The organism is Flavobacterium yafengii, assembly GCF_030010375.1.
Lineage (GTDB): Bacteria > Bacteroidota > Bacteroidia > Flavobacteriales > Flavobacteriaceae > Flavobacterium > Flavobacterium yafengii.
In genome coordinates this window covers 301,938-315,623 of the sequence record NZ_JASCRY010000002.1, presented here as the reverse complement: position 1 = coordinate 315,623, position 13,686 = coordinate 301,938, and the positions used below count along the sequence as shown (strand labels likewise).

General features: G+C 36.2%; 10 protein-coding genes and 1 pseudogene. All 11 read left to right on the top strand.

All coding sequences use genetic code 11. The features are described 5' to 3' along the window. The first annotated feature begins 9 nt into the window (after positions 1 to 9). Positions 10 to 1,131 (top strand): N-acetylglucosamine-6-phosphate deacetylase, encoded by a 1,122-nt coding sequence (gene nagA / locus QLS97_RS08950; protein ID WP_282716037.1) that lies wholly within the window; start codon positions 10 to 12, stop codon positions 1,129 to 1,131. A gap of 51 nt (positions 1,132 to 1,182) precedes the next feature. Further along, positions 1,183 to 3,120 carry a glucosamine-6-phosphate deaminase gene (gene nagB / locus QLS97_RS08945; RefSeq protein ID WP_282716035.1) on the top strand — a complete coding sequence of 646 codons (1,938 nt, stop codon included), beginning with the start codon at positions 1,183 to 1,185 and terminating at the stop codon, positions 3,118 to 3,120. Between the two features lie 267 nt (positions 3,121 to 3,387). Continuing rightward, a complete protein-coding gene (locus tag QLS97_RS08940; protein WP_282716034.1) occupies positions 3,388 to 3,687 on the top strand; it encodes an ArsR/SmtB family transcription factor in 300 nt (99 codons plus the stop codon). A 6-nt stretch (positions 3,688 to 3,693) separates the two neighbouring features. Then, positions 3,694 to 4,800 (top strand): NADH:flavin oxidoreductase, encoded by a 1,107-nt coding sequence (locus tag QLS97_RS08935; RefSeq protein ID WP_282716032.1) that lies wholly within the window; start codon positions 3,694 to 3,696, stop codon positions 4,798 to 4,800. Positions 4,801 to 5,183: 383 nt separating this feature from the next. Further along, positions 5,184 to 6,245: pseudogene (locus tag QLS97_RS08930) on the top strand (NAD(P)-dependent alcohol dehydrogenase). Positions 6,246 to 6,509: 264 nt separating this feature from the next. Continuing rightward, on the top strand, positions 6,510 to 6,971 hold the full coding sequence (locus tag QLS97_RS08925) for a (2Fe-2S)-binding protein (protein WP_282716031.1): 462 nt from the start codon (positions 6,510 to 6,512) through the stop codon (positions 6,969 to 6,971). Positions 6,972 to 7,006: 35 nt separating this feature from the next. Further along, positions 7,007 to 9,157: a molybdopterin cofactor-binding domain-containing protein gene (locus QLS97_RS08920; protein ID WP_282716029.1), complete on the top strand. Its 2,151-nt coding sequence runs from the start codon at positions 7,007 to 7,009 to the stop codon at positions 9,155 to 9,157. Positions 9,158 to 9,176: 19 nt separating this feature from the next. Further along, complete coding sequence (locus QLS97_RS08915) at positions 9,177 to 9,602, top strand: c-type cytochrome (RefSeq protein WP_282716027.1); 426 nt, start codon at positions 9,177 to 9,179, stop codon at positions 9,600 to 9,602. Positions 9,603 to 9,660: 58 nt separating this feature from the next. Next, on the top strand, positions 9,661 to 11,808 hold the full coding sequence (locus QLS97_RS08910) for a xanthine dehydrogenase family protein molybdopterin-binding subunit (RefSeq protein ID WP_282716025.1): 2,148 nt from the start codon (positions 9,661 to 9,663) through the stop codon (positions 11,806 to 11,808). A 30-nt stretch (positions 11,809 to 11,838) separates the two neighbouring features. Next, the gene (locus QLS97_RS08905) at positions 11,839 to 13,014 is read left to right on the top strand and encodes an XdhC family protein (protein ID WP_282716024.1); all 1,176 of its coding nucleotides are present in this window, start codon (positions 11,839 to 11,841) and stop codon (positions 13,012 to 13,014) included. Continuing rightward, on the top strand, positions 13,004 to 13,612 hold the full coding sequence (locus tag QLS97_RS08900; protein WP_282716022.1) for a nucleotidyltransferase family protein: 609 nt from the start codon (positions 13,004 to 13,006) through the stop codon (positions 13,610 to 13,612). Before QLS97_RS08905 ends, QLS97_RS08900 begins: the two co-directional genes overlap by 11 nt. The last annotated feature ends 74 nt before the right edge of the window (positions 13,613 to 13,686 follow it).

Below are 13,686 nucleotides of genomic sequence, written 5' to 3'. Positions count from 1 at the left end.
ACTTAAAAAATGAAACAAGCCATTGTTAACGGAATTGTACATACTGGCGAAGAAATAATTAATGATGTCATTATTATAGAAAATGGAATAATCATTTCAGTTCAAAAAGAAATTCCTAATGATATTCACTTAATTGATTTACAGGGAAGTCATATTTCAGCAGGTTTTATAGACATACAAATAAACGGTGGAGAGCGACTTTATTTTAGCCAAACTCCAACAGAGGAAACCATTCATGACATCTATGAAACCAGTTTAAAATATGGCACAACACATACACTCCCCTGTCTGATATCGTCATCCAAAGAAACCATTCTTCAAGGAATTGAAGCCATCCGCAATTATAAAACTAAGTACAATAACGGAGTACTTGGAATGCATCTGGAAGGTCCTTTTTTGAATCCTTTGAAGCGTGGTGCGCATAGTATTAATCAGGTTCGTAAACCTACCAATTCAGAGTTGGAAGAAATCATCCGCTATGGTAAAGACGTGATAAAAGTAATTACAATTGCACCGGAATGTTTTACGGCCGAGCAGTTGGATATGCTCTTAGAAAGTGGCATCGTCATTTCGGCTGGACATTCTACGATGACCTACAAAGAAGCCCAACATTATTTTTCTAAAGGGATTAAACTGGTTACCCATTTATTTAATGCGATGACTCAATTTGGGCATCGGGAACCGGGTCTAGTGGGAGCAACATTCGAAAATGAAAGTGTTTATGCTCCTGTTATTTTAGATGGCGCGCATTGTGATTATGCCGCTGCTAGAGTAGCCTATAAACTAAAGCAAGATAAATTCTTTTTAATTAGTGATGCCGCTTTTTTAGGACGCAAAGTTTCCAGTTTTAAATGGGAGAATTTTGATGCTCATCTGGAGAATGGTTTTTACAGAAATGAAGAAGGCAATCTTGCCGGTGCCAGCATTTCGATGGAAGAAGCAGTTCAAAATGCTTTCAATCATTTGAATGTATCGGCTGATGAAGCTATTAAAATGGCAACTTGCCGAGTAGCAGCCGCTATAAATATGGAAAATAAATTAGGCAAAATAAAACCAGGATTCCCGGCAAGTTTTGTCACATTCAATGATAATCTGTCAAGAATAGAAACCCTAAATTATAATTCGATTTAAAGAATTAACATTAAAAAAGTAACTACACAACTAACTCAAATAACAAGTAAAATGAAAAGTGTTTTAGAAATTAAACCTGACATCAGCTATAAAAGTGCAGGTAAATTTGAAGAAACGAGATTTGAAAAAATTCATAACGAAATTTTCAAAAATTCGGTTGAAGCTTCAAAAATTGTTGCACAAGAAATAGCGGCATTAATTAGATCCAAACAAGCCGAAAATAAATTTTGTGTACTTGGTTTGGCTACTGGCTCTTCTCCTATAAAGGTCTATGAAGAATTGGTACGAATGTATAAAGAAGAAGGACTTAGCTTTAGTAATGTAGTGACTTTCAATTTGGATGAATATTACCCAATGACCAAAGAAAACAACCAAAGCTATCATTATTTCATGCATCAGCATCTTTTTAATCATATCGATATTAAACCGGAAAATATAAATATCCCCGACGGAACGGTAGCGATTGATGAACTGAATCAATATTGTGTTGATTACGAAATGAAAATTAAAAATGCCGGAGGACTTGATTTCCAATTATTGGGTATCGGCCGTACGGGACACGTTGGGTTCAATGAACCGGGTTCCCACATCAATTCAGGAACCAGAATTATCACTTTGGATCATATTACCAGAGTAGATGCATCTTCAGATTTTAATGGTATCGACAACGTCCCTAAAAGAGCGATTACAATGGGAGTTTCCACTATTTTGAGATCCAAAAGAATTGTATTAATGGCTTGGGGCCAAAATAAAGCTTCCATCATAAAGAGAACCATTCAAGGAGAAATAAGTTCCGAAGTTCCTGCTACATTTTTGCAAAATCATACCAATACTACTTTCGTTTTAGACCAATCGGCAGCTTCCGAATTAACCAGATTTGAAACACCTTGGTTGGTAGGAGAATGCATTTGGACACCAGAATTAAAAAATAAAGCCATTGTTTGGCTTTGCCAAGAGACAAAACAATCGATATTAAAACTAACCGACAGGGATTACAACAATAACGGAATGTCGGATCTTTTGGCGCAAGAAGGATCTGCTTATGATTTGAATATTAATATGTTCAATGTATTGCAGCATACCATTACCGGATGGCCAGGAGGAAAACCCAATACAGATGATTCCCACAGACCCGAAAGAGCCAATCCTGCCAAAAAAAGAATCATCCTTTTTAGTCCGCATCCGGATGATGACGTAATTTCTATGGGAGGAACTTTTTCTAAATTGATAAAACAAGGTCATGATGTTCATGTCGTGTATCAAACTTCTGGAAATATAGCTGTTACTGATGATGAGGCTTTAAAATTTGCCGAAGTCTGTAATGATTTTATTGGAGAAACAGAATGTGATGTGGATTTTCCTGCAGTAATCAATTTCATTAACAATAAAACAGAAAATCAAATTGATTCTCTTGAAGTTCGAAAATTAAAAGGATTAATTAGACGTCGTGAATCCTATGCCGCAACAAGATACATTGGGTTAAAAGATGAAAACACGCACTTTTTAGACCTTCCTTTTTATGAAACTGGCCGAGTAAAGAAAAACCCATTAGGTGCAGATGATATCGCCATAGTTGCAGCTATTATTGCAAAAATAAAACCGCATCAGGTTTTTGCAGCAGGAGATTTGGCAGATCCTCACGGTACGCATGAAGTTTGCTTGAATGCTATTTTTGCCGCCTTGAAACAACTCAAACCGGAACCTTACATGAGTGATTGTTGGTTATGGTTGTACAGAGGTGCTTGGCACGAATGGGATATCCATGAAATAGACATGGCTGTTCCTCTTAGTCCTGATGAAGTTTTGTTAAAAAGACATGCTATTTTGTACCACCAATCCCAAAAAGACAGAGTAATGTTTCAAGGGAATGACTCCAGAGAATTTTGGGTACGAGCCGAAGATCGCAACAAAAATACCGCAAAGATTTACGACGATTTAGGTCTTGCTGAATACGAAGCTATTGAAGCATTTAAACGTTTTGATTATTAAACGATTCAAAAATGTTACAATAAGATTAAAGTGTTCGATTTTATTCTGCTCTTTACAAATTAATTTTTAATTGAAATCAAAAGCCTGTAAATACTACTATTTACAGGCTTTTTTGTTTGTACTATTCTCTAAAATTTTATAAAATAAGATAAATTTCCCCCAGAAAAACAATAAGAGAACCAAAATATTCAGCCCCCCTTCTCTTAAATATATCCTAAATATTTTATATTAAATTGGTATATCGGGAAAAGTCGATATATTTGTACTATGGATCACATAGAAATATTTAAAGCGTTGTCAAACAAGTCGAGATTACAAATGCTCGAATGGTTAAAAGAACCGGAAATAAACTTTCCGGAACAACTGGCTTCCGGTTTTGAACACGGAGTTTGCGTAGGACAAATTCAGGCCAAAGCAGGACTCACCCAATCGACGGTTTCAGAATATTTATCAATTCTCCAACGTGCTGGTTTTATAGAATCTACACGTGTTGGACAATGGACCTATTACAAACGCAACGAAGCGGCATTTACAGCACTGAGTAAAATAATCGAATCTAATCTATAAAGCAATATGAATACAAATAGTTTGTTTATGCCCTTCCAATTGAAGACGCTAAACCTTAAAAATAGAATTGTAATGGCGCCTATGACCCGCTCATTTTCTCCAAATGGAGTCCCTACTGATGCCGTAGCAGCTTATTATCAAAAAAGAGCTGAAGGCCAAGTAGGTTTACTATTATCTGAAGGAACCGTAATTAATAGACCCTCATCGTCAAATGATGCTAATGTACCTCACTTTTACGGAGAGGAATCTTTGGCGGGATGGAAACAAGTGATTGATGGCGTACATTCTGCAGGCGGACAGATGGGACCACAGATATGGCACATGGGGATTATGGACAATCACCATTCCGGTTGGGTTCCACCAGTACCTTTTGAAGGACCATCAGGATTAAACAGACCGGGTTTTAGCAATGGAACTACCATGACAATAAATGATATAGAAAATACCATTATTGCTTTTGGAAAAGCTGCTGCTGATGCCAAAAGATTAGGTTTTGACTGTATCGAAATTCACGGTGCTCACGATTATCTGATCGATCAATTTTTCTGGGATGCGACAAATTTGCGTACCGATAATTATGGTGGTAAAACCTTAGCAGAACGTACTCGTTTTGCCGTAGAAGTAATTAAAGAAATCAGAAAACAAGTAGGCGAAGATTTTGCCATAATCATGAGACTCTCTCAGTTCAAACCATCGGATTATAATTTTAAACTGGCAAAAACACCTCAAGAAATGGAAGCTTGGCTTAGTCCTTTGATTGATGCTGGTGTCGATATTTTACATTGTTCTCAACGTCGTTTTTGGGAACCGGAATTTGAAGACAATGACCTTAATTTTGCAGGATGGGCAAAAAAATTAACTGGCAAACCCACTATTACTGTAGGTTCTGTTGGACTTTCTGGAGATTTCTTCGGAGCATTTACGGGCGAAAGTTCACAGCCTACCTCTTTGGATGAATTAACCAGACGTTTAGACAGAGGTGATTTTGATCTTGTAGCAGTAGGAAGACCTCTTTTATCAGACCCGAATTGGGTTAGTAAAATAAAAGCGGGGAACAACGATCAACTAAAAGGCTTTAGCAAAGAAGCTTTGAGTGAATTGGTATTAGAATAAATTAATTCAGCGAATTCTAAATGACTATTTTCTATAAACAAGTATACACGATTTTATAAATAGTCTTAATGACCACAACTAAGAGAGAAATTTTAATCATTTCTCTCTTTTTTTATGATTACGAACAGCTTCATAAATATATTAGCTTATAATCTTTTAACATTTGGTTATTTTATAAAATGGATAACATACTAAAATTACCGATTTTATAAACGAAAACATGCTCAAATAAGGCCTGTAAAATTCCGAAATGTTTGATTTTTCGAAAACAATATTTTTTTATTATGCTAGTAATCAAACTATTTACTAAATTTATTTTATTATGAACTAACCAAAAAAACTATAACCTATAAACACTTTTTTTTTAATAAAACACTTTAAAAATGAACGCAACAACAAATGTGAAAGCTTACGGTACAGTAGCTGCCGATGCTCCTTTAAAACAAATGGATATCCCGCGCAGAAATGCTACTGCAAAAGACATTGAAATAGAAATTTTGTTTTGTGGTGTTTGTCACTCTGACTTACACACGGCAAGAAATGATTGGGAGAACACCATTTACCCTGCAATTCCCGGACATGAAATTGTGGGAAAAGTGATCAAAGTAGGAAATGAAGTTACTAAACTAAAAGTAGGCGATTTTGCCGCTGTAGGTTGTTTGGTAGATTCTTGCAAGACCTGCGATAATTGCAAGCAAGATTTAGAACAATACTGCTCTAACGGTTGGGTTGGTACGTATAATGGGGAAGACAAACATTTAGGCGGAATGACTTTTGGTGGCTATTCTGAAAAAATTGTGGTTGATGAAGCCTAAGTTTTGAAAGTACCTGCTAATCTTGACTTGGCTGCTACAGCTCCTTTATTATGTGCTGGAATAACCACTTGGTCACCACTTCGCCATTGGAAAGTTGGAAAAGGCAGTAAAGTTGCCGTTGTAGGTTTAGGCGGACTTGGTCATATGGCTATAAAACTAGCCAAAGGTTTGGGTGCCGAAGTTACCCTTTTCTCCAGAACACCAGATAAAGAAAAAGATGCTTTCGAATTGGGTGCAGATGCTGTTGTCATTTCAACTGACGAGAATCACATGAAGGCTGTAAATGGAAAATTTGATTTAATCATTGACACCGTTCCTTATGTTCATGACGTTAATCCGTATGTAGGAACTTTAAACACTAATGGAACTTTGGTTTTGGTAGGCTATTTGGGTGGGTTGGAGCCCATTTTAAATACTGTTCCGATGATTATGGGAAGAAAATCCGTAGCTGGTTCCCTAATTGGTGGAATTGCAGAAACTCAGGAAATGCTTGATTTCTGTGGGGAACATAATATTGTATCTGAAATTGAAATAATCAAAATGCAGGATATCAACGAAGCCTACGAAAGAATGCTAAAAAGTGATGTTCGTTATCGTTTTGTAATAGATATGGCTTCGCTAAAAAGCTAAATTAAGCTATACTTTTAGCCTTGCGCTATAGTCAGAATTGTAAAGAGAACGATGGTATTCAGTAGTATCATCGTTCTTTTTAATTTTAAAAAACATTATAAAACGTATCTTTTTACTCTGTTTAAAACCAATGTTTTTTTTCAAAATTTGAATTTTTTGATTGTAGTAATATATTATTTGAATTGTATAAATTTTAAATTATTAAATTCATTAACTTGCAGTAACAGATATGTTGATTTTCATTTACTTAAAAAATAATATTATATGGCAATAATTAATCTTAAAATCAATAGTAAGGAGTATTCAATAGATGTAGATCCTCAAATGCCACTTCTTTGGGCAATCAGAGATTTTGTAGGGTTAAAAGGAACTAAATATGGTTGTGGTATCGCGCAATGTGGTGCTTGCACAGTTCATTTAAATGGTCAGCCGGTTCGCTCCTGCTCTTTGCCTGTAGCTGCTGTTGCAAATAAAAACATAACGACCATAGAAGGATTATCAGACGATAACTCGCATCCGGTTCAAAAAGCTTGGATAGAAGAGCAAGTCCCGCAATGTGGCTATTGTCAATCGGGTCAAATCATGGCTGCCGCAGCATTATTATCTAAAAATGCTTCTCCTAATGATGCCGATATTGATGCCGCAATGCAAGGGCATATCTGTAGATGTGGAACCTATCCGCGTATCAAACGAGCCATCAAGAAAGCATCAGAAAACAAGCCTTGAGAAGAGTACTAAAATAACCTATTCTTATATTTTATATGGACATAGATACTATATCAAGAAGAAAATTCTTAAAACTATCTGGTTTAACAGGAGTTGCTCTTACATTAGGATATTATTTACCTGCTGATGCTAAAGAACCTAAATTAATCACTGCTTTTGATGCTGAGAATCGCGGCATTGAGCTTAATTCATGGATATACATTGATGTTTCAGGTAAAGTTACGCTCTATAGTCACAGAGCCGAAATGGGACAAGGAGTCTATCAGTCCATACCTCAAATAATCGCTGAAGAACTTCATGTAGATCTTGATAAAGTAAACATAGTTTTCGCTCCAGGCGATAATGTGAAGTATGGAAATCAAATTACAGGAGGTAGTTCCAGTATTAGAGGGTCGTATAAAAACCTTTTGAATTTGAGTGCCACTGCTCGCGTAATGTTAATAAAAGCAGCTAGTAATAAATGGAATGTTTCTGAATTGGAATGTTATGCTGAAGATGGTCATGTAATTCACAAACCAAGTGGTAAAAAATTACATTACGGTGAATTAGTATTGGAGGCATCAAAACTTGATATTCCGAAAAATGTTGTTTTAAAGAAAACATCCGAATATAAATTAATTAGAAAACCACTTCAAAGACAAGATACGCCTTTGAAAACAAATGGTACTGCCGTTTTTGGTATCGATAAAATGATTCCGGGAATGCTGTATGCCATGGTGGAACGAAACCCCAGACTTCGTGGTAAGGTAAAAAGTTTTGACGCTACTGAAACGCTTAAAATTCCGGGAGTAAAACAGGTTTTTGTGGTTCGAATGGGCGTTTTTAATACATTCAGAGAAGGTGTAGCAGTTGTAGCTGATTCTGTTTGGGCAGCCATGAAAGGAAAAAAAGCCTTAAAAGTGGACTGGGACGATACCGGATTTGAACATTTGGATACCGAGGATATTTATCGTCGGATGGAGGAAGCGCTTCAAAAAGATGAGGGACTTTCTTTTGTTTCAAAAGGAGATTCAAACGCCATTATAAAATCTGCAGAAAAGAAAATTGATGTCGTATATTCTACTCCGTATCAATCGCATAGTTGTATGGAACCATTGAATTGTATTGCCCATTATCAAAAAGATAAAATAGAAATATGGGGCCCAATACAAGCTCCGGATTGGGTTCAAGATTACATCAGTAAAGAATTAGGAATTGCAAGGGAAAAAGTCATTGTAAATATGACTTTCCTTGGAGGCGGATTTGGTAGAAAAGCCTTTATGGATTACCCACACGAAGCCACGATGATTTCTAAAGAAATAAATGCACCGGTTCAGGTTATCTGGTCCAGAGAAGACGATGCCACGCAAGGTCCGTACAGGCCTGGAGTTTCATACCGTTGTCAAGGTGTGGTTGCAAATAGTGAAATAAGTGCTTTTAAAGTATCCATTGCAGGTCAGAACAATAGTCATTGGAGAGGCGGAGCAAAAGATATTCCCAACAGAAGTGCCACAGAAGGATTTTTAAAACCATACGTAGACAACATTCAGAATTTAAGTATTGTTGATATTCCTTTTGAAACACCAATACCTACTATGTGGTGGCGTTCTGTCTATGCTTCTACCAATGGTTTTGCGTATGAAAGTTTTATGGATGAGTTGGCTGCTGAATCAGCGAAAGATCCAATAACTTTTAGAAGAACCTATCTTAAAGATGAGAGAAGTAGTGAGTTACTGAATAAACTGGAAGAGGTTTCCGGATGGAAAAACAGAAGCAAAGGATATGGCGTTGCTATAACGGAATGTTTTGGCAGTACCGTGGGACAAATTGTGAAAGTTTCAAAAAACGCAGAAAATAAAATTCAAATCGATCAGGTTTGGGCAGTAATTGATTGTGGATGGTATGTAAATCCTGATATAATCAAAGCACAAGTAGAAGGAAGCATTGTTATGGCATTAGGTGCTGCTACGATTCATGAAATCACATTCAAAGATGGTAAAACGGTTCAAAATAATTTCAATACGTATAAAATGCCCCGTATAACAGATATTCCTCCTATTGAAGTTTATATCATGGAAAATGATGCCGATGCCGGAGGTGTTGGAGAACCTGGATTACCTCCATTTGCTCCAGCTTTAACAAATGCAATATTTGATTTGACAGGAAAACGTATTAGAAAGCTTCCTTTCGAATTAGCAAAAGTTTAATTTTAAAAATACAAAACAAATGAAAATAGTTTTTTCAATAGTAGTCGTTTTAATATTGGCAGTAACGCTGCAATCATTCAATCAGAATTTTGATTTGAAAGCAAGTATTGTACGCGGTAAATCGGTCTACAATACACAATGTGCATCCTGCCACATGGAAGAAGGTAATGGTATAGAAGGCGTTTTTCCAACATTGATAAAATCAGATTATTTTGCAGATAAAAATCGATTGGTAAAAGTTGTTACAACTGGATTACGCGGACCAATAGTAGTTAATGGTGTAAACTATGATGGAGAAATGCCCGCTACTGATTTAACTGATGAGCAAGTGGCTGATGTTTTAAACTATGTCAGAAATTCATGGGGAAATAAAGCTAAAGCAGTTTTGCCAAGTGAAATACAACAAGCTAAAAAAGCTGTTACTAAAGATTACAAAGCCTATTAATTTGTAACATTTTGAATTCGTTGCATAGAGAGAATTATAAATTCTAAATACTAACTAAATGGTATCAAGACGTCAATTTATTAAAAATACAGGTAAAGCAAGTTTTGCATTATGGTTAGGAGCTACTTCTAATGGTTTTGCAAACGCCGCTTTTATTACATATGCACCCAGTAATTTTACTCCTTTTGTAAAAATCGAGAAAAACGGAAAAATAACAATTTTCAATACTAAGCCCGAAATGGGTCAAGGTACTTTTCAATCTGTTCCGGCTCTTATAGCCGAAGAATTAGAAGTTTCGCTTGATGCAATAACGATTGTTCAAACCAGTGGCGAGAAACAATTTGGCGGCGGTCAGGCAGCTGGAGGAAGTTCTTCCATCAGAGGAAATTATGATGCGTATAGAAAAATTGGCGCTGCCGCAAAAGAGATGCTGATTAAGGCTGCCAGTGTTAAATGGGGAATTGGAATTGAATCTTGTTATGCGGAAAATGGAAGTGTACATTCTAAACTGTCAAAGGAACATCTTTCTTATGGCGATTTAATTGAAGAAGCTTCCAAATTAGAAGTTCCTAAAGAACCGAAACTTAAAAACAAAAGTGATTTTAAGATTATCGGAAAATCTATTCAAAGACCAGATGTACCCTTAAAAGTTTCCGGAAAAGCAGAATATGGAATTGATGTAGAAGTTCCCAATATGGTATATGCAACTGTATTTCGTTCCCCGGTAATTGGTGGTACTTTAAAAAGTTTTGATGCTGATGCAACCTTAAAAATTCCCGGAGTCATTAAAGTTGTGGAAGCCAAAACAACTGTTGGAAAATATCAATATTCCGGAGTGGCAGTTATTGCTAAATCGTACTGGTCTGCCCTTCAAGGCAGGAAAGTATTGAAAGTGGAATGGGAAACAAATGGATATGAAAATTTCAATTTATCCGACTATGAAAATAAGTTGCGAAACCTTTCTAAAGAAACCGGTGTACTGGATAAAAATATAGGAAATGTAGAAAGCGTTAAAACGGAACCTGGAAATTCCGTGGAATCCTTTTATGAAACTCCAATGGTGGCTCACCATACACTTGAGCCGATGAATTGTATCGCACATGTAAATGGTGAAATGCTAACAATATGGACCTCTACTCAGGTTCCTAGCGCTATTACCGGTTCAGGACCAAATGACCTTCATAGCCAAATTGGAATGAAACCAGAGAATATCACTTTACATTCCAAATTTATTGGAGGTGGATTTGGCAGAAGATTGTATACGGATTATGTTATAGAAGCCGTAAATATTGCAAAGCAAATAGAGCAACCCGTAAAAGTAATTTGGTCTAGGGAAGATACTACACAACATAGTGCCGTACGCCCTATGACTTTCTCACAGTTGAAAGGTGGTTTTTCAAAAGAAGGAGAATTAATTAGCTTTCAACATAAAGTGATAAGCCCTTCTTATTTTGATTCGGTAGGTCCAAATTTCGATAAAACAAAAGTCGATGCAATTATGATAGAGGGAATTGGAGAACAGGCTTATCAAATTCCAAATATTAAAACCTCATATGTGTATGCTGATTTTCATGTTCCTGTAGCGGCATGGAGATCGGTAACTAGTTCAACTGTCGCTTTTGCCCATGAATGTTTTATTGATGAATTAGCGCATAAAGTCAAAAAAGACCCTTTAGATTTTAGATTGCAAATGCTAGACAAAGATTCCGATACCAAAAGAGTTTTATTGAAATTAAAAGAAGTTTCCAATTGGGACAAACCACTACCAAAAGGAAAAGGCAGAGGTGTTGCGCAATGGGAATTTTTTGCGGGATTGTGTGCTCATGTAGTCGAAGTATCTGTTACAAAAGACAATACTATAAAAATTGATAAAGTGTATGCAGTAATTGACTTGGGAGAAGTCGTAAACCCGGATAATGTAAAAAATCAAATTGAAGGATCCATCGTGATGGCTTTGACAGCGGCTATAAAAACAGGAATTACCATTGAAAACGGGAAAATAAAGCAAAGTAATTTTCACGATAATCCAATGATACGAATGCATGAAACACCAGAAATTGAAGTCCATATTCTTGCAGATGGCGGAAAAATAAAAGGCGTTGGTGAACCCGGCTTACCTCCTTTTGCACCAGCATTAGCAAATGCCATATTTTCAATTACTGGAAAACGCATTAAAAAGATGCCTTTTGACCTTAAATTATCCTAAATATTTATTTATAATTCCATTAATTTTCAAATGAAAGAACTTCAAGAAATTATTAAAAAATATGACGTTGCCAGTCAGAAAAATATAAAATCAGCGCTGGTAACCGTAGTTCATTTAGATGGTTCCTCTTACAGAAGACCTGGTGCCAGAATGTTAGTGAATGATGACGGAAGAATTACCGGTGCCATAAGCGGCGGTTGTTTAGAAGGTGATGCTTTAAAAAAAGCCTTATTTGCTATTTCTGAGCAAAAAAATACACTTTTTACCTATGACACTTCCAAAGAAGACGGTTCAGAAATGGGAATTCATTTAGGATGTGAAGGTCTAATACAAGTATTATTCGAAAGCATCGATTCTGAAAAAGAAGAAAACCCAATACAATTATTGAGTAAAGCATTAGCAGTTCGTCAAAAAGCAGTTCTGGTTACTTTATTTGATTTGAATAATAATCAAAATGTCCAATATGGAACTTGTTTACTATTAGAAGAAAATGGAACTCTTTCCGGTAAAATACCACTGCAACAATTTGAAGAGGCGGTTTTAAAAGACATAACGGATGTCATGCAAAATGGCGAATCTGTTTTCAAACAATACAAATCAGGTGACGTATCTGTAACTGCTTTTTTTGAATTCTTGCATCCGCCAGTTTCCCTTGTAGTATTAGGAGCAGGAAATGATGCCATTCCGCTTATGAAGTTTGCAGATGTCTTGGGATGGGATTTTAGAATCGTAGACCGAAGAGATACACATGCCAACAAAGAAAGATATCCTACCGCCTCACAAATTTTAGTGGCTAATCCAGATGTTGCCTTAGAACATCTTGCGTATGATAATCGTACTTTTTTTGTTTTAGTAACGCACAGTTACAAGTGTGATTATTATATGTTAAAATCATTATGTGCAGCTGCAGTTCCTTACATAGGTATTTTGGGACCAAAAAAGAAGTTGCATCGCATGCTGGAAGAAATACAACATAATGAAGGCATCCATTTAAATGCCGATAAAGTGGCAACAATTTATGGCCCGACAGGTTTAGATATTGGAGCAGAAACACCAGAAGAAATTGCACTCAGTATTATAGCGGAAATTCAAGCCGTATTGACTGGAAAAATGGGTGGTATGCTAAAAACGAAAAATGAAGTCATTCATTCCAGAGACTCATTAGACATTCAAATAGAAGATATCAAAATTTATAATGCATCATAAAATAAAGCAATGTGGCATAATTATTTTGGCAGCAGGTTCAAGCAGTCGCATGGGGAAACCCAAACAATTACTCGAATTTGATGGTATGACGCTCTTAACACGGGTTTCAAAAATGGCTAGTCAATCAAAATTATATCCTGTAATTGCCGTTTTAGGTGCCAATGCTGATTTGATTCAAGCGCATCTCGATGTTCCAGGACTTGATATTGTACTTAATGAAAACTGGGTAGAAGGAATGGCCAGTTCTTTACGAAAAGGGCTTTTTTCCATGAATGAAATGCATCCTCATGTTGATGGCGTCATAATACTTGTGGGCGATCAACCTTACACAAACAATCAGCATATAGAACAACTGATTGATGCTCAAGACAAATCTGGATTGCCCATTTCTGCCTGTTCCTATGCCGGTATTATGGGAACTCCTGCCCTTTTTCACAAAACGATTTTTCCTGAACTAATGTTGCTTGAAGGAGATATTGGTGCCAAAAAAATTATCGAAAAAAGAAAACAGGATGTAGCTACAGTACATTTCGATAAAGGAGTTATTGATATTGACACAGTAGAAGATTATGAAAATTTACGCAACGAAAAAGAATAAATATGCTTGTTGATACATTCAATAAAATCCATTATTACTTGCGCATTTCGTTGATTTTATTTGCATCTTACGCC